Origin of the sequence: Streptomyces achromogenes subsp. achromogenes (assembly GCF_000720835.1) — a bacterium.
GTDB lineage: Bacteria > Actinomycetota > Actinomycetes > Streptomycetales > Streptomycetaceae > Streptomyces > Streptomyces achromogenes.
Window position 1 is genome coordinate 41,030 of sequence record NZ_JODT01000045.1, and the last position, 16,176, is coordinate 57,205.

Consider the following 16,176-nt stretch of genomic DNA (forward strand, 5'->3'; position numbering starts at 1 on the left):
GCGGGGCGTCTCTCCGCCGGCCTGGAGCCGCCGCGCCCGGCCCTGACGCCGGGTGTCACTCCGTCGGTCCGGAGCCGCGCGCCCGGCCCTGGCGCCGGGTGTCGTTCCGCCGACCCGCAGCCGCGCGCCCGGCACGTCGCCCTGCCGGGCAGCGGGAGATCCACCGGCCGTAGACGCCCCGGTGTCCGACGACCCGGTGTCGCAGCGCCGGATCCGCCCCCGTGTCCTCCGGCCAAAACCCCGGCGGCTCACTCGGCCTGTCCGTGGCCGGTGAAGAAGCCGACGAGGCTGTGCGGGGCGTTGTCGTCGAGGCACAGGGCATGGACGCGGGAAGCCTCGGCGGCAGCGGCGGCGCTGCGGGGGAAGAGGGCCTCCTCGTACGAGGCGAGCGCGGCCTCGGTGTCGTACGGGTGCGCGGCGAGGGCGTTGCCGAGTTCGGCCCCGTCGTACATGGCGAGGTTGGCTCCCTCGCCGGACGGGCACATCAGGTGGGCGGCGTCGCCGAGCAGGGTGACGCCGGGCACGCGGTCCCAGCGGTGTCCGGTCGGCAGGGTGTGGATGGCGCGCGGAACCGGCGGAGTCTCCCCGTCCGTGATCAGTGCGGTGAGTTCCGGGGCCCAGCCGTGGAACTCGGCGGCGATCCGGGCGGTGACACCGGCGGCGTCGCCGAAGTCGAGGGAGTCCAGCCACTTCCGCGGCTTGCGGAGCGTCACATAGGTGTGCAGGACGCCGCCCGGCTCGCGATGGGCGGCGATGCCCCTGCCGGGGGCGAGCGCGAACAGCGAGCCGTCGCCCACGGCCCGGGCACTGGCCGGATGGCGGGTGTCGGCGTCGTACAGGTAGGTCTCGATCAGGCATGTCCCGACGTACTCGGGCCTGGCCCCGGACAGCAGCGGACGGACCCGCGACCATGCTCCGTCCGCGCCGACGAGCAGGCCGGTCGTCACGGTCGCCCCGTCCGCGAACGTCACCTCGTGCCGGCCGCCGCCGAGGGCCCGTACCGAGGTGACCTTGCGCCCCCACCGGACCGTGCCGGCGGGCAGCGAGTCGAGCAGGATCCGCCGCAGCTCGCCGCGGGGCACCTCCGGACGCGCGCCGGTACCGTCGTCCGGCTCGTCCAGCAGGACCTTTCCGTCCTTGTCGAGGATCCGGGAGGCTTCGGCGCCCTGGTGGACGATGCCGAGGAACTCCTCGTGGAGCCCGGCGGCCTTGAGCGCGAGCTGTCCGTCGCGGTCGTGGATGTCGAGCAGGCCGCCCTGGGTGCGGGCCGCCGGGGAGGTCTCCGCCTCGTAGACCGTCGCCGGGATGCCGTGCACATGGAGAACGCGGGCGAGCGTGAGTCCGCCGAGTCCCGCTCCGATGATCGTGACAGGAGTGGTCATGGGTGGTTTCCCTTCGGATCGCGGACCGCCGGGCGGACACCCGGCGGATCGGCCAAGCACGACTGGAACGGTGGTCCGTCAGCGGACTGGAACCGTGGTCCGTCAGCCGACTCGAACGGGGGTCCGTCAGTCGACTGGAACGGTGTTCCATGTGCCGACTGGAACGTTGTTCCAGCAGTCCCACCCTGGAACGGTGTTCCATGTCTTGTCAAGCTGGAATGCTGTTCCATCGCGCTTAGAATGGAGACATGGCAAGCAGGAAGAGTCGTCCGGAACGACGGCAGGAACCCCTCTCCCGGGAGCGCATCGTCGCCGCCGCCGTCGAACTCCTCGACACCGTCGGCGAGGGCGGTCTCACGTTCCGCGCGCTGGCCGAGCGCCTCGCGACCGGCCCGGGAGCGATCTACTGGCACGTCACGGGCAAGAACGAACTCCTCGCCGCCGCCATAGACGCCGTCATCGCCCCCACCCTCGCCGGCGACGACACCGGCACGACGCCGCAGGAGGCGATCCGCTCGCTCGCGCTCGGGGTGTTCGACGCGATCGACGCCCACCCATGGGTCGGCACCACGCTCGCCCAGCTCCCCCGCACGCCGGGGAAGTCCCCGATGCTGCGGGTCTTCGAGCGCATCGGACGCCAGGTCCAGGCGCTGCGCGTGCCCGAAGCCGCCCAGTTCACCGCGGCGTCCGCGCTGCTGAGCTACATCCTCGGAGTGGCGGGCCAGAATGCCGCCAACACCCGGGCGGCGCAGGCTAACGCGGACCGGGCGAACACGGACCGGGCCGCGTTCCTCGACGCGGTGGCGACCGCGTGGCGGGAACTGGACCCCGACCAGTACCGGTTCACCCGCGATGTCGCCGGACAACTGCGCGAACACGACGACCGAGCGGAGTTCGTCGCCGGTATCGACCTCATTCTCGCGGGCATCACCGCCGGCCGGGCCGACGGCCGGACACGGCCCTGACGTGCCCCTAGGGTGAGGGCATGCCGGACGACCAGCACCACGTGACCGTGGACGACGATGTCGAGTTCCCCGTACCCGCCCCCGGTGAAGCGTGGACGGTCGGTGCGGTCGTCCTCGACCGGGACGGCCGGGCCTTCGCCCAGAAGCGCGGTCCTCGCCGGCGGCTCTTCCCCGACTGCTGGGACATCGTCGGCGGGCACGTCGAGCCCGGCGAGTCGTTGCGGGACGCCCTCGCCCGCGAGATCGAAGAGGAAACCGGCTGGCGTCTGCGCCGCGTCCGGAGCCTGCTCGGAATCAGCACCTGGACCGGTGACGACGGGGCCGGACTCCGGCATGAGGCCGACTACCTCGTCGAGGTCGACGGCGATCTGGACCGCCCCGTCCTGGAGTGGGCCAAACACACCGCCTACCGCTGGTTCGGCCCCGACGACCTTCCCGTCCTCAAGGAGAATCGCGCCCCCGGCGAACGCCTCGTCCACGACCTGATCGCGAAGGCCTTGCGAGAGCACTCCTTCGGGGCCGGGTAATCCGGTCGCGGAGGGAGGCGTACCGGCAGCAGACTGGGGGGCGTGGAGCGCTTGACGGAGATCGCGGATCGGCTGGCCGGTGTCGGCGGCGTCGTCGGGGTGTGCCTGGGCGGCAGCCGGGCGAGAGGAACCCATGGCCCCGACTCCGACTTCGACCTGGGCCTGTACTACCGGCCGCCGCTCGACACCGCCGCCCTGCGCCTGCTCGCGGCCGAGCTGACCGGCGGGCCGGTGGAGGTGACCGAGCCGGGCGGCTGGGGGCCGTGGGTGGACGGCGGCGCCTGGCTGACCATCGACGGCCACCGCGTCGACTGGATCTACCGGGACCTGGACCGGGTGCACCGCGTCTGGCGGGAGTGCCGCGCCGGGCGGTTCGAGATCGGCACCCAGCCCGGCCACCCCCTGGGCGTGTACTCCCACTCCTACGCCGGTGAGGTGGCCCTCGGCCAAGTCCTCGCCGACCCCGGCGGTGAGCTTCGTACCCTGCGGGAGCAGACGCGCCACTACCCGGAGCCACTGCGCGAGGCGCTCATCGACAACGCCCGCTGGGAGGCACCGTTCATCCTGGCCGGCGCCCGCAAGGGGGCAGCCCGCGGTGACGTCTTCTACGTCGCCGGCTGTCTCTTCCGCGCGGTCGGACTCCTCGTCCACGCCCTCCACGCCCACGCCCGCCGCTGGGTCCTCAACGAGAAGGGAGCGGTACGCGCCACCGGAGAACTCGCCATCGCCCCCGCGGACTTCACCGACCGCGCGCACCAACTGCTCTCCGCCCTCGGCACGACTCCGCGCACCCTCACCACCACACTCGACGACGCCGACCGCCTGACCGCAGAGGTGTGCGAGAAACTCGCGGGGTGAACGGGGTGCCCCGCTCGTGCCCCTGCCGACCCACTGGCTGTCGAAGGCCGGGTCCCGGCCGAGACGGACGTCAAGTCTGGGCAGGGCAGGTGCGGTGCGCGGGGTGTGCCGGTCACCCCTGGGTGGCGCATTTTTCCGCCTCTTTCAGGTACCGCGCCACCGGGCCCAGCGTCAGCAGTCCGCTCGCGCCGCCCGCGTGTTCGGTGCGGGCGGTGCGCAGGGCCGTGGCGGCGCGGGCGGCGGCCCGGTGTTCGCCGAGGCGGGCGGCGGCGTGGGCGGTCAGGCACCAGAGTGCCTCCTGCATGTGATCAAGGGGTGGTTCGGGAGCCGCGGCCAGGGCGGTACGGGCCTCCTCGACCCGGTTCCGGGCGAGCAGCACCAAGGGCTGGGTCCAGGGGCGGTACGGGCCCCAGTCGAGGGCGGGATCGGTGGGCGCGGGACGGTCGTGCAGGAGACGCAGGCCCAGGAGGGCGAGGGCGAACAGGCCCCGGTGCAGCCCGGGCATGCTCGCGGTCCCGGCGAGGGCGTCCTCCGCGGCGCGGTAGTGCGCCGCGGCCGTGGCGGCGGTCGGCCCACCGGGCTCCGCGCTGCGGGCGGCCGTGACCCGGGCCCGGAACCAGCCGGTCAGGACGGGGACAAGAGAGGCCTCGGTGCTCACGGCGAGCCGCTCGGCGGCCCGGGCGTGCGCGCTCGCGGCGTCGAGGTCGCCGAGCGCGGAGGCGGACTGCAGGCGGACGAGCCGGCCGAGCACGGCGAAGTTCGGCAACGCGTGCCGGGTGGCCAGCTCGAGGATCTCGGCGCCGATCACGTCCCGTGCCGCCGCGAGCCCGGGACGGGTGAAGGACTGGAGGAACACGCCGTTGAGGGCGAACACCAGCAGGGCGGGATCGCCCAGCTCCCGAGCCAGCGCCTCGGCCTCACGCGCCGCCCGCCCGGCACGCTCCGACGCGGTGCCGGACAGATCGGCGCTGCGGCTCTCGACCGCGACGGTGGCCAGCAGCCGGGCGCGCAGTGCGGCGGGGCCGTCGGTACCGAGCGCGGTGAGCGTACGCTCGGCCGCCGCGACGACGGCGCGGGACTGCTCGGGGTCGTCGGCCCGGCTCCACAGGGCGGGCACGTCGTAGGCGCCGATGACCCGGGCGGTCAGGGCGATGTCCCCGGTGCGCTCCGCCGCCTGGACGGCGGCGAGGCGGTCGCGCCGCGAGTGGACGAGGGCGTCGCCACCCGCCAGGGCCAGGGTGCGGGCCAGTTCCACGGTGGTGCGCGGGCCGAGCCGTACGCCGACGGTCCACACGGTACGCGCCGGCGGGAGCGTCGTGGCTCCGTGCAGGATGTCCGCCTCCAAGCGCCGGAGTTCGGCACCGGGGTCCAGCCCGAGCTGCTCCACGAGCATCGTGCGGGCCCGGCGGAGGGTGGCCAGCGCGTCCGCCTGACGGCCCGCCCGGTGCAGCGCGCGGGCCAGCAGCCCCCAGGCCGGCTCACGCCAGGGATGTTCGGTGACATGCGCGCCCAGTTCGGCGACGAGCTCGGCCCCCGCACCCGAGTCCAGGAGGAGACGGGCGCGCAGCTCGATCCCCTCCAGCCGAAGCTCCTCCAGCCGGGCCCGCTCCCGCTGGGCCCACAGGGAGCCGGTCACGTCGGCGTAGGCGGGACCGCGCCAGGCCGCGAGGGCCGCTTCGAGGTCGGCCAGCGCCTCGGGGGTGCGCCGGGCACGGGCCAGGGCGTCCTCGAACCGGTGGGCGTCCACCTGGTCGCGCGGCAGCCGCAGCGCGTAGCCAGGGCCTTCCGTGACGAGTACGCGCGGCGGAGTGCGGGGCGGCCGGTCGGGTTCGACGGCGCGGCGCAGCGCGGCGACGAACGTACGCAGCGCACCCACGGCGCGCACCGGCGGCTCGGCCCAGAGGTCGGCCACGAGGGTGTCGGTGGCGACCATCCGTCCCCCGGCGGCGACGAGCCGGGCGAGTACCTCGCGATGGCGGGGTCCGCCCAGGTCAACCGGGGTGCCGTCAGCACGGAGGGCCCGCACGGCACCGAGCACGTCGATTCGCATGCACTCCATCTTCCAGGCCGCGGGTCCGCGGTGTCGAAGCGTACTGATCGGCTGCTGATCGCCGTCGCCCACGCTGGTCCGGTCAGTCCCGCCGACCCCAGAAAAGGGCCTTTCATGACACTCACCCTTCCCGGCTTCGACCACGTCCGCCTGCCCGGCACGGACGGAGTGGAGCTGGCCGCCGCCGTCGGCGGCAGCGGCAGTCCGGTCGTGCTGCTGCACGGCTTTCCCCAGACCCACCTGATGTGGCGGCACGTCGCCGAGCGGCTCGCCGGCGAGCACACGGTGATCTGCCCCGACCTGCGCGGCTACGGCGCCAGCGACAAGCCGGCGGCCACCGGCCCCGAGGTGTACTCCAAGCGCACCATGGCCGCGGACGTCGTCGCCCTGGCGGCCGCGCTCGGCCACCAGCGCTTCGCCCTCGTCGGCCACGACCGGGGTGCCCTGGTCGCCTTCCGGGCGGGACTGGACCATCCCGAGACCCTCACCCACCTGGGCATCCTCGACGTCGTGCCGACGCTGGACATGTGGGACGTCCTGCACGGCGTCCGGGCCGCGGTCGGCTACCACCTGTTCCTCATGGCGCAGCCGCCGGGGCTGCCGGAGACGATGATCGCCAACAGCGCGGACGCCTACTTCGGCTCCTTCCTCGACGCCTGGGCCGCCGACCCGGCCGCCCTGCCGGAACCCGTCCGGGCCGAGTACCTGCGGGCGAGCGCCGCGGCCGTGCCGTCGATCGTCGCGGACTACCGGGCCTCGGCGGGCATCGACGTCACCCACGACCAGGCGGACCGGGACGCCGGCTCCCAGCTGGCCATGCCCGTGACGGTCGTCCAGCAGGACTGGGGCGCGCGCCTCGGCTACGACGCCGCCGCCGTCTGGCGCGCGTGGGCACCGGACCTGGACCACCGGCTGACCAGGGCGGGGCACTTCATGGCCGAGGAGGCGCCCGACGACATCGCGGGGGCGATCCGCGACCTGCTGCGCCGCTGAGCCGGCCGACCGGGCCACGGGCGGCGGCGCGCGAGCCGGGATCCGTCCCAGTCGCATTTCCCCACGGGCGGGGCTGCCGTGGTGTAGGAGGGGAGCCGGAGGGGTGGAGCGGGGGATCGGAGGCGTTCGGCACCCGCGTCCGGCAGGCCGGGCCGCCACGATGACGGCACGGACCGGGCGACCTGTTCGACCGGGGCGGCCTGTTCGGCCGGGCCGGCGAGGACGACCGGTGCTCCCGGCGGGGCCGGCCGTCCTCGCCCCGCGCCGTCAGGCCATCTCGATGTAGCGGTGGACCCGGTCGAAGCGCCGGGCCGCCAGGTCCCGGTGTCGGATCACCCAGTGGGCCACGCCGGAGTCCAGTTCCGGGACGTCGTCGCCGTACCTCCAGGTGGCCAGGAGAGCCCAGTCGCCGGCGCCCGCCGCCTCGGCCGTGCCGCCCTGCCCGGAGGGACCGGCCTCCCCGGCATCACGGGCGTAGTGGACGGGGTCGTTCTGGGGCGAGACCGGATGGCCGCCGAGCTGCAAGGCCCAGGGAGGGCGGTAGCCGCCCCCGTGCGCCCAGGCGTCGGCGAGTTCGTCGGCGAGTTCGAACTGCTCGTCGTCGGCGAGGTCGCCCCAGCGGTCGAGGGCGAAGCTCTCCGGCATCTGGGCGCTCAACTGCTGCCAGACCGTGCGGAGTTCACGCGGCCGGTACGGCTTGCGCCAGGCGTGGTCAAGGGGGCTCGGTGCCGTCGGGGTCCCGGCGGGGACGTACATCACCGCGTCGGTCACCTGGCCCTCGCCGCCGCCCACATCGGTGCCGGCGAAGAAGAGCAGGTGGCCGTCGGCGGGGAGGGGGAGGCCGGTGGCGCCCGGCGGGAGGGCCGCGAGGTCGACCGAGGCCACGAACGGATCGGACGGCTTCGGCACACCGTGCGGGAGCAGGGGGTCGCCGCCGGCCCGGGCCACGACGGGACCGTCACCGCCCTCGGCCAGGAACACCGCCGGCCGGGCGGTACGTATCCATGCCTCCACCTCCTGAGGCGGCAGGCCCTGGGCTGCCGCCTCGGCTCGGAAGCGGTTCGGTCCGTCCACGGTCTCGTCGGTCACGCGGTCACCCTAACGGGCTCCTGGGCGAGCCGTCGCGGACCCGAATCGCGTGGAGTGACAGGTGACTTCGTGGTGCGGGTAGCCTCGATCTTGGTCAACAGTCTCGCGGTTTGGAGGAAGTACCCATGACGAAGGGTCTGTTCGTCGCCATGTCCGTCGCTACCGTGGCGCTGGGCACCGCGCTCGGCTCCCTCGCGCTCGAACTGCGCGCACAGGGTCACGAGCAGTACGTCGAATCCGTCAGCACCTTCAGCGTCCTGATGTACATCACCGCGGCTCTCGTGGTGATGACCTGGGTGCGGGACGGCCGGCCGCACTCGAACTGAGCCGGGCCCCGCACACCGGACACCTGCCCTGCCCCAGCCGAGCCGGGGCAGGGCAGGTGCGCGCCGGGCGCCGCGTCCCACGGGCCCCGGCCCCGATCCTCCCTCCTGTACAGGCGTTGACACGGCGTCACACCCCTCTCATCATGGGAGCGCTCCCATAGAGGGAATCCGGCCGCCCCGTACCGCCCCGCACCATCGCCTCCGCACGCGCACGATCGCAACGCACTCCGCTCCGCCCGCTCCGTTTCCCGTGTCACCGGCGCGGAACGTCCTGCTGCCGCGCCGGCACTTCGCCTGTCCGGCGGTCCCGTCCGGCATCCGCCGTGCCGCCGGACCATGAGGGAGGACCCCATGCCACCACTGCACAGACCCGGCCGGCCGGCCGGCGCCGGGGGCCCTGGCGCCCTCGCACGCGGCGCGTTCGTGCTGGCCGCCGCGCTCGCCCTGCTGACCCCGCTGGCCGGTGTCGCACCCGCCGCACCGCGGACGGCGGCCGTCGGGGACGTGGACGTCCGGGTCAACGCCCAGGCGGCACTGGGCCGGCTGTCCGACACCGCCCGGGGCGTCAACACCGCCATCTGGGACTCGCACATGAACGACCCCGAGGTCACCCGCCTGATGAAGGCCGCCGATGTCGGGATGATGCGCTACCCCGGCGGCTCGTACGCGGACATCTACCACTGGGAGACGCACACGGCGCCCGGCGGATACGTCGCCCCCGGCACCGGCTTCGACGCCTTCATGGGCACCGTCCGCGCCACCGGCGCGCAGCCCATCCTGATCGCCAACTACGGCTCGGGAACGCCCGAGGAGGCGGCCGGCTGGGTCAGGTACGCGAACATCACCAAGAACTACGGCGCGAAGTACTGGGAGATCGGCAACGAGATCTACGGCAACGGCCATTACGGCAGCGGCTGGGAGCACGACGACCACGCCGACAAGAGCCCCCGCGAGTACGCCCGCCAGGTCCGCGCGTACGCCGAGGCCATGAAGGCCGTCGACCCGACGGTCAAGATCGGCGCGGTCCTCACCGCGCCGGGCGAGTGGCCGGACGGCGTGGTCGGCGAGGGCGATCCCGGCGACTGGAACAACACCGTGCTCGCCGAAGTCACCGACGTGATCGACTTCGTGAGCGTCCACTGGTACGCGGGCGGGTCCGACACCACCGCCCAGGACGCCATGGACCGGCTGGCCCGGCTGCCCGGTGAGCTGCGGGAGGTGCGCGCCCAGCTCGACCGGTACGCGGGCGCGGACTCACCGCGCATCGGCATCGCCCTCACGGAGATCAACACCAACACCGGCGGTGCCCGGCTCACGGCCCGCCCCAACGGCCTGTTCGCCGCCGACGCCTTCATGACGGCGCTGGAGAACGGCGTGTTCAACGTCGACTGGTGGGACACCCACAACGGCGCCGGCCAGATCACCACCGTCGACGGCGAGACCGACTACGGCGACATGGGGATGCTCTCCAGCGGCGCCTGCACCGGCGACGTCTGCGAGCCGGCGCCGAACACGCCGTTCCACCCCTACTACGGCATGAAGATGACCAGCGAACTGGGCACCGCGGGCGACACCATGGTCGCCACGGAGTCCTCCGCGCGGGACGTCTCGGCGCACGCCGTGCTCCGTCGCGACGGCCGCCTGAGCGTCCTGCTCGTCAACAAGGACCCGGACGCCGCCCACACCGTGGACCTGGACTACGCGGGCTTCACCCCCTCCGCCGGCGCACCCGTGGTCCACCGCTACGCGCGCGGCGACAGCGACATCACCGACGCCGGTGCCGGGGCGGCGACCGCATCCCAGGTCACCGTGCCACCGTACGGGCTGCTCACGGTCACGCTCGAACCGCGGGCCGGCACCGGTCCCGGCGCCTCGGCCGCGGGGACCCCGGGCACCCCGAGGCTGGAGGCGGTGACCGACACCACCGCACGCCTGTCCTGGACGGGTGCTCCGGGCGCGGCCCGCTATCTGGTCCAGGAGCGCGACGGCGCGTACACCCGCCTGGTCGGCGAGACCACCGGCACCTCCGTGACCCTGCGCAACCTGCCCCCGGGCAGCGGCCACACGGTCAACGTGCTCGCGTCCGACGCCTCGGGACGGCTCTCCGCCCCGTCCTCCCCGCTGACCTTCACCACCGGCACCCCGTCGAACGCGACCTGCGCGGTGACGTACCACCGGGACACCGGCTGGGGCAACGGCTTCGTCGCCACGGTCACCGTCCGCAATCTGTCGGACACGCCGATCACCGGCTGGACCGTGGACTGGGACTGGCCGACCGGCGGCCAGTCGGTGTCCTCCGGCTGGAACGCCACGTTCCACCAGACCGGCTCCCACGTGCGGGTGACCGCGCCCGAGGGCGCCGGGCCGCTGGCCCCGGACGGCGCGTCGACGGCCTCCTTCGGATTCGTCGGCGCCAACGACGGCCCCAACCCGGATCCGACGGTCTTCCGTCTCAACGGCGCCGTCTGCTCCGGCGGTTGAGGAATCGGCCCGCCCGGGGCAGCCGACCTGTCCCGGGCGGGCCCGGTCAGGCCTCCACCGTCTCCGTCAGCCCGGTGATCGCCTCCGGCCAGGGGGCGGGCGTGGCGATCAGGGCGCGCAGCGACCGGGTCCGACGCGGGGGCAGGCCGATCGTCAGGATTCCGGTGGCCCGGCCGGCGGTGCCGTACAGCGCGGCCAGCCGCAGCGGGTCCTTGCCCAGCACGCGGACCTCCGTCCGGTCGGCGCCGGCCAGTACACCGTGGGCCTGGAGCTTCAGGTCGTACTGGTCGGACCAGAAGTACGGCACCGGGGTGAACGGGCGCCGCTCGCCGAAGCGTTCCGGGTCCAGCTCGGCCAGGAGGTTGCGGGCGGCGGCGAGGCCCTGCTCGCTGGCGTTCATCCGGTGCTCGATCCGCAGCTCCCGGCCCAGGCCGGGGTGGTACCAGCGGGCGACGTCACCGGCGCCGTAGAGCCCGGGGGCCGCGGCGCAGAACTCGTCGCAGCGCAGTCCGTCCGACAGGTCCAGGCCCACCGCCTCGGCGCCGGGGCCGCGCAGCCAGTCGACGGCCGGGACGGAGCCGATGGCCAGCAGCACGTCGTCGGCCTCCACCACGGTGCCGTTGGCGAGCACGACACCCGTGGCCCGGCCGGCCTCGGCGCGGATGCCGGTGACCGCCTGCCCCGAGCGCAGGGTGACACCCTGGGCGCGGTGCACGTCGGCGAGGAGCCGGCCGACCTCCGGGCCCAGCACCCGCCCCATCACCGTGTCCTCGGTGCCGACGAGCGTGACCTGGTGGCCGAGCGCACGCGCCACGGCGGCGGCCTCGGCACCGAGCACACCACCGCCGACCACGGCCAGCCGACGGCCCGGTGTGGCGAGGCGCCGGCGCAGGGCGAGCGCGTCGTCCAGGGTGCGCAGCACGTGCACCCCCTCGACCCCGTCGCCGCCGGGCAGGGTGCGGGGCAGCACACCGGTGGCGACGATGACACCGGCGCAGCGCAGCACGGTCCGCCCGGCGTCGCCGAGCGTGAGCGCACGCCGCTCGGGGTCGTAGGCGACGGCGCGGGTGCCCAGCCGAAGGTCCAGGCCGAGCTCCGTCAACTGGCCGGCGTCCCGCAGCGCGGTGCGCTCGGGCTCCCAGCTGCCGGACAGCACGTGCTTGGACAACGGCGGCCGGTCGTAGGGCGGATGGGGTTCGTCGCCGACGAGGGTGATCTCCCCGTCCCAGCCCAGGCGGCGCAGCCCTTCGGCGGCGGCCAGCCCGGCCGCTGCCGCGCCGACGACGGCGATACGGGGGCGGGGGGTGTGCGCGGCGCTCATTCCCGCACCTGGATGGCCGCGGCGGGACAGATGGTGGCGGCCTCGCGCACGGCGGCGTGCTGCCCTGCGTCCGGGGTGGCGTCCAGCAGGACGACGATGCCGTCCTCGTCACGCTGGTCGAAGACCTCGGGGGCGACCAGCACGCACTGGCCGGCGCCGCAGCACTTCGCCTCGTCGATGGTGATCTGCATCAGGATTCCTCCAAGGGTGGGGTGGGGACGGCCAGGGATCCGTGGGTCACCAGGTGACCGGGAGGGCGTGGCAGCCGTAGACGACCATGTCCGTGCGGAAGGGGATCTCCTCGACCGGCACGGCGGGGCGCATGCCCGGGAAGCGGCGCAGCAGGGTGGTGATCACCACCTGGAGCTCGGCGCGGGCCAGCGCCTGGCCGAGGCACTGGTGGATGCCGTAGCCGAAGGCCACGTGGTGCTGGGCGTTGGGGCGGCCGATGTCGAGCCGGTCGGCGTCGGGGAAGGTGTCCTCGTCGCGGTTGGCGGAGGGCACGGCGACGATGACGCCCTCCCCGCGGCGGATGAGCTGTCCGCCGACCTCGACGTCCGCCAGGGCCGCGCGCCGGGGGCCGTTGCGGATGATGCTGTGGAACCGCAGCAGCTCCTCCACGGCGCCGCGGACCAGGGAGGGGTCCTCGCGCAGCCGGCCGGCGGTCTCCTGGTCGAGCATGAGGGACAGGGCGCTCAGGCCGATCATGTTGGCCGTCGTCTCGTGCCCGGCGACCAGCAGCAGTACGGCGAACGCCACGAGGTCCTCGTGCGTCAGCTCGCCCCGCGCGTACTGCTCGGTGACGAGCCGGCTGATGATGTCGTCGCCCGGCGCGGCCTTCTTGGCGTTCACCAACTGGTTGATGTAGGCGAGGAGTTCGACGCGGGCGGGCTCGCGCTGGTCTTCGGTGAGGTCACGCGAGAGCAGGGTGCCGGTGAGCCGCTGGAAGGTGTCGTGGTCCTCGTAGGGCACGCCCAGCAGCAGGCTGATGGCCAGCGAGGGCAGCGGCAGCGCCAGGGCCTGGACCAGGTCGACGGGGTGCTCGCTGCGGTCGACGCGCTCCATCGCGTCGCACAGTTCGTCGGTGAGCCGCTGCAGGGTGGGGCGCAGCGCCTCCACCCGCTTGACCATGAAGTCCCGGGTGACCATGCGGCGCAGCCGGGTGTGCTCCGGCGGGTCCATGCGGATGAAGCCCCGGGTGGCGCCGGGACGCGGGCTGCCGCCGGTCATGCCGCTGACCGGATAGCCCGGGGCGGAGGTGTCGGAGCTGAAGCGCGTGTCGCCGAGGATCGCCCGGACGTCCGCGTACCGGGTGGCGAGCCAGGCCCAGCCGCCGTTGTCCAGGGCGACCTTGGACAGGGGCTCCTCCAGGCGCAGTCGCGCGAGACCCTCGGGCGGATCGAAGGGGCAACCGGACGGCGGCCGGGCGGGCAGCGGCGGAAGCGGTGCGGTGGTGGTCATGCCACTCCTTGTGGGGGGAGACCGTGAACTAACGGCTGTTAGCTTACGACCGTTTCCTTAGGGCGGAGTGCGGCCTGGGACGCAGGAGAGGTGAAGGAAATCGGGTGATGTGGTGGAGGGGTGCCCGACGGCAGTCAAAACGGGGCAGCCCCCGAGAGCGGGGGCTGTGCGCAGGTGAGAAAGGGCCGCTGACGACGCGTCAGCGTTCCAGTAGCAGGCCGAGCAGTTCGTCCACGAACCGGTCCAGCCGGGTGGTGTCCTTGCGGCGCGGCATGACCTGCCACAGCGCGACCCGGCCGTGCAGCGCGCACCACAGCAGGTACGGCGCTTCCGCGCGGGTGCCGCGTACCCGCCAGCCGGCCTCCTCGCAGTGGGTGAGCGCCTCGTGCAGCCCGCGCAGGAGCAGCCCGGCCGGGTGGCCGTGCAGCCGCTCCTCGTCCACCGGGGTCTGCCAGGTCTCGCACATCAGGCGGTACTTGGCCGGGTTGGCCACCGCGAAACGGAAATACGCGCGCAACTGGTGCCGCAGTCGTTCCAGCGGGTCGTCCGCGGGCGCGGAGGCATCGGCCTCGGCCATCAGCGCGGCCAGCCGCTCGTAGTGCTCCGCCAGCACCGCCCACACCAGCTCGGTCTTGTCGGCGAAGTGCCGATAGATGCTCGGGGTGGCGATGCCGACCTCCCGGGCCACCGCCCGCAGCGAGAGGGCGTCTTCGCTGCCCACCTGCTCCAGCAGCCCCCCGGCGGCGCGCAGGATCTCCTCACGCAGCCGTTCGCCCTGCCCACGGGGGTTGCGCACCCGCGCCGTCCGCTCCGCGGGAGCCTCGGCGGAGTCGTCTCCGCGCCGCTTCGCCTCGTCCACCGCCGTACACCTCCTTCACCCCGGGACGTCCGCACCGCACCGCCGAAAACCGGTGGTCATCCGTTGATCACCGCAGGGCAGCCGCCTGGAACCGTACACGACACCGGCCGCCACACCGGCACAAGAGGACCGGGCCCTGTGTCGGGGAGCGGGAGGGGAAGCGGCCGGCTGCGCCACGGCGGCGCGCGCCCTGGCCGGGGCCGGGGGCCCGTGGGGCGGCCGATGACATCCCGGGCGGGAGCGACCATCCCCCCGGGTCCCCCGTTCCCCGCGGTTCTGTGCAGGTCGGTGTCGCGGCGGCGGGCGCTTCGTGTGCGGGTGGCCGCCGGGCACGCGGAGCGGGCGGGCGCCGACGCCGTGGGCCACGGCACCGGCGCGGACGAGCAGCGGTCGCGCCGGTGTAGGCACGGTACGTCCCGGGGCCGGGGCGGTGAGCACGGCGGCCGGTGCGTCGTGGGACCAGCCGGCCGGATGAGCGCCTGCCTCCTGGCGGGCCGGCGGTTCGACCACAGTGTCGGCGCCGGTGTTCTGGTCGTCGCGGCCGGCGGGGAACAGTGCGCGTTCTCCGGGCGGAAACCGACGGGCCGTGCCGCCTCCCGAGGGCCGGGGCCCTGTCGCATGAGCGGGAGACGGCACGGACCGGTCACGGTTCGGCCTGTTTCGGGGGACGGCCGGTCGGGCCGGGGTGGTCCGGTGTCAGACCGCCGCGGTCTTCCCGGTGATGGGGCAGGTCGCGGCGGCCGCCGCCGCGCCGAAGGCGGCGGTCTTCGCGGCCGGAGCCGTTCCGCCGACCTGCTGGAGGATCTCGTCCGACAGCAGGTCCTCCTTGCCCTTGAGGGCGTCGGCGACCTTCAGGTCGGTGTTGAACACCATTTCGGCCGCGACGTTGTCCTGGACGATGCGCGCCAGGTTGTCCAGGGCCACGGCGATCGGGTCCGAGGGGGTCTCCACGGTGGGCAGGTCGATCAGGTGGGTGTCCACCTTCGCCTGGTTCATGGTGCGGCGGATGATGATGGACGCCTGGTTGAGCTCGGACGTCGTCCAGATCGACAGCACCGTGACGTACAGGTCGCTCCACGCCGCCTCGCCGAGCAGCGTGCGCCACCGCTTCATCAGCGTCTCGATGCCGGTGATCTGCGCGGTGGCGGCGAAGGTCATGTTGACGCGGATCGACGGGTAGACGGTCGCGGCGAACCGGTTGTACGCCACCATGTCGAAGGACTGCGCCTTGACGATGGTGTCGATGAACTTGATGGCCTCCGACAGGATCTTGGTGCAGGAGTTCTCCAGATCCAGCGGGAGGTTCGCGGTGGGCAGCTTCGTGTACGCCGAGTTCAGCGTGGTCCGGAAGCTGTTCAGCGGAGTGATCCACCCCTTGTCGCCCGGGGTCTTGAACGCGACCATGTCCAGGTCGTGCGGGTCGATGCGGGCCGAGTTGGGGATGTTCGGCACCTGGTCGCTGAGGTAGGCGGCGATCACCGAGTAGATGCCCAGCGGAACGTGGGCGATGGACTTGGCCAGTTCGAAGTACTCCGGAACCGGGTCGACCGTCTCGACCTGGACTCCGTTGTTGATGAGGGTGAAGCGTCCGCCGACCGCGTTGTTCTGGACGACGATCACCGGGCTGAGGTGCTTGACCAGCTCGGCCTTGAGAGACGCGTAGTTGGCGCGCATCCCGGCGTTGACGTTGCGGATCGCGTCCCGAGCCGCTTTCTCGTCGGTCGCGGCCGGCGCGGCCGACGCACTGGTGGCCGCCTGGGTCTGGGTGAGGAAGGTGGCCGCCCCTGCTGCCGAAACGGTACCCAGAAATCCTCTACGAGTTGCCATGCCCCGTCTTTCCATGTGAGTTCGGTGTTCCGTGGGG

At 73.5% G+C, this 16,176-nt stretch carries 14 protein-coding genes; 6 read left to right on the plus strand and 8 right to left on the minus strand.

The window, feature by feature from the left end; genetic code table 11:
- Positions 1–248: 248 nt before the first annotated feature.
- On the minus strand, positions 249–1,382 hold the full coding sequence (locus IH25_RS0133025) for an FAD-dependent oxidoreductase (RefSeq protein ID WP_030619298.1): 1,134 nt from the start codon (positions 1,380–1,382) through the stop codon (positions 249–251).
- 248 nt (positions 1,383–1,630) lie between these two features.
- Between IH25_RS0133025 and IH25_RS0133030 the strand changes: the two genes are divergently transcribed.
- The 3 genes from IH25_RS0133030 to IH25_RS0133040 are packed head-to-tail and all read left to right on the plus strand — an operon-like array spanning position 1,631 to position 3,732.
- Positions 1,631–2,347: a TetR/AcrR family transcriptional regulator gene (locus tag IH25_RS0133030; RefSeq protein ID WP_030619300.1), complete on the plus strand. Its 717-nt coding sequence runs from the start codon at positions 1,631–1,633 to the stop codon at positions 2,345–2,347.
- A gap of 20 nt (positions 2,348–2,367) precedes the next feature.
- Positions 2,368–2,874: an NUDIX hydrolase gene (locus IH25_RS0133035; protein WP_030619301.1), complete on the plus strand. Its 507-nt coding sequence runs from the start codon at positions 2,368–2,370 to the stop codon at positions 2,872–2,874.
- 42 nt (positions 2,875–2,916) lie between these two features.
- Entirely contained in the window at positions 2,917–3,732 is an 816-nt protein-coding gene (locus tag IH25_RS0133040) for a nucleotidyltransferase domain-containing protein (RefSeq protein ID WP_030619302.1), read from the plus strand.
- A gap of 112 nt (positions 3,733–3,844) precedes the next feature.
- Here the strand turns inward: IH25_RS0133040 and IH25_RS0133045 are convergent, their stop codons facing one another.
- Positions 3,845–5,782, minus strand: a complete 1,938-nt coding sequence (locus IH25_RS0133045; protein WP_030619305.1) for an AfsR/SARP family transcriptional regulator — start codon at positions 5,780–5,782, stop codon at positions 3,845–3,847.
- A gap of 114 nt (positions 5,783–5,896) precedes the next feature.
- Here IH25_RS0133045 and IH25_RS0133050 point away from each other — a divergent pair, with 114 nt between their 5' ends.
- Complete coding sequence (locus tag IH25_RS0133050) at positions 5,897–6,775, plus strand: alpha/beta fold hydrolase (protein ID WP_030619307.1); 879 nt, start codon at positions 5,897–5,899, stop codon at positions 6,773–6,775.
- A gap of 267 nt (positions 6,776–7,042) precedes the next feature.
- Here the strand turns inward: IH25_RS0133050 and IH25_RS0133055 are convergent, their stop codons facing one another.
- Positions 7,043–7,864 carry a DUF1963 domain-containing protein gene (locus IH25_RS0133055; protein ID WP_030619309.1) on the minus strand — a complete coding sequence of 274 codons (822 nt, stop codon included), beginning with the start codon at positions 7,862–7,864 and terminating at the stop codon, positions 7,043–7,045.
- Between the two features lie 125 nt (positions 7,865–7,989).
- Between IH25_RS0133055 and IH25_RS0133060 the strand changes: the two genes are divergently transcribed.
- Positions 7,990–8,190 carry an SCO3870 family protein gene (locus tag IH25_RS0133060; RefSeq protein WP_030619311.1) on the plus strand — a complete coding sequence of 67 codons (201 nt, stop codon included), beginning with the start codon at positions 7,990–7,992 and terminating at the stop codon, positions 8,188–8,190.
- Positions 8,191–8,541: 351 nt separating this feature from the next.
- Positions 8,542–10,671, plus strand: coding sequence for a cellulose binding domain-containing protein (locus IH25_RS0133065; RefSeq protein ID WP_030619313.1), 2,130 nt, complete (start codon positions 8,542–8,544; stop codon positions 10,669–10,671).
- A gap of 46 nt (positions 10,672–10,717) precedes the next feature.
- Here IH25_RS0133065 and IH25_RS0133070 read toward each other — a convergent pair whose 3' ends face one another.
- From IH25_RS0133070 to IH25_RS0133090, 5 genes are all read right to left on the minus strand, one after another.
- The gene (locus IH25_RS0133070; protein ID WP_030619316.1) at positions 10,718–11,992 is read right to left on the minus strand and encodes an NAD(P)/FAD-dependent oxidoreductase; all 1,275 of its coding nucleotides are present in this window, start codon (positions 11,990–11,992) and stop codon (positions 10,718–10,720) included.
- Positions 11,989–12,183, minus strand: a complete 195-nt coding sequence (locus IH25_RS0133075; protein WP_030619319.1) for a ferredoxin — start codon at positions 12,181–12,183, stop codon at positions 11,989–11,991. The genes IH25_RS0133070 and IH25_RS0133075 overlap by 4 nt, the downstream gene beginning before the upstream one ends.
- Before the next feature lie 46 nt (positions 12,184–12,229).
- Positions 12,230–13,453, minus strand: a complete 1,224-nt coding sequence (locus IH25_RS0133080) for a cytochrome P450 (protein WP_030619322.1) — start codon at positions 13,451–13,453, stop codon at positions 12,230–12,232.
- Between the two features lie 199 nt (positions 13,454–13,652).
- The gene (locus IH25_RS0133085; RefSeq protein WP_051754335.1) at positions 13,653–14,312 is read right to left on the minus strand and encodes a TetR/AcrR family transcriptional regulator; all 660 of its coding nucleotides are present in this window, start codon (positions 14,310–14,312) and stop codon (positions 13,653–13,655) included.
- Between the two features lie 696 nt (positions 14,313–15,008).
- Positions 15,009–16,139, minus strand: a complete 1,131-nt coding sequence (locus IH25_RS0133090) for a hypothetical protein (RefSeq protein ID WP_030619328.1) — start codon at positions 16,137–16,139, stop codon at positions 15,009–15,011.
- Between the last annotated feature and the right edge of the window lie 37 nt (positions 16,140–16,176).

Excerpts from the sequence above, each read along its gene's own strand:
- IH25_RS0133060 (WP_030619311.1), top strand. The coding sequence starts at position 7,990 with ATGACGAAGGGTCTGTTCGTCGCCATGTCCGTCGCTACCGTGGCGCTG.
- IH25_RS0133090 (WP_030619328.1), bottom strand. The coding sequence starts at position 16,139 with ATGGCAACTCGTAGAGGATTTCTGGGTACCGTTTCGGCAGCAGGGGCG.
- IH25_RS0133080 (WP_030619322.1), bottom strand. The coding sequence starts at position 13,453 with ATGACCACCACCGCACCGCTTCCGCCGCTGCCCGCCCGGCCGCCGTCC.
- IH25_RS0133050 (WP_030619307.1), top strand. The coding sequence starts at position 5,897 with ATGACACTCACCCTTCCCGGCTTCGACCACGTCCGCCTGCCCGGCACG.
- IH25_RS0133035 (WP_030619301.1), top strand. The coding sequence starts at position 2,368 with ATGCCGGACGACCAGCACCACGTGACCGTGGACGACGATGTCGAGTTC.
- IH25_RS0133045 (WP_030619305.1), bottom strand. The coding sequence starts at position 5,782 with ATGCGAATCGACGTGCTCGGTGCCGTGCGGGCCCTCCGTGCTGACGGC.
- IH25_RS0133065 (WP_030619313.1), top strand. The coding sequence starts at position 8,542 with ATGCCACCACTGCACAGACCCGGCCGGCCGGCCGGCGCCGGGGGCCCT.
- IH25_RS0133070 (WP_030619316.1), bottom strand. The coding sequence starts at position 11,992 with ATGAGCGCCGCGCACACCCCCCGCCCCCGTATCGCCGTCGTCGGCGCG.
- IH25_RS0133025 (WP_030619298.1), bottom strand. The coding sequence starts at position 1,382 with ATGACCACTCCTGTCACGATCATCGGAGCGGGACTCGGCGGACTCACG.
- IH25_RS0133075 (WP_030619319.1), bottom strand. The coding sequence starts at position 12,183 with ATGCAGATCACCATCGACGAGGCGAAGTGCTGCGGCGCCGGCCAGTGC.
- IH25_RS0133030 (WP_030619300.1), top strand. The coding sequence starts at position 1,631 with ATGGCAAGCAGGAAGAGTCGTCCGGAACGACGGCAGGAACCCCTCTCC.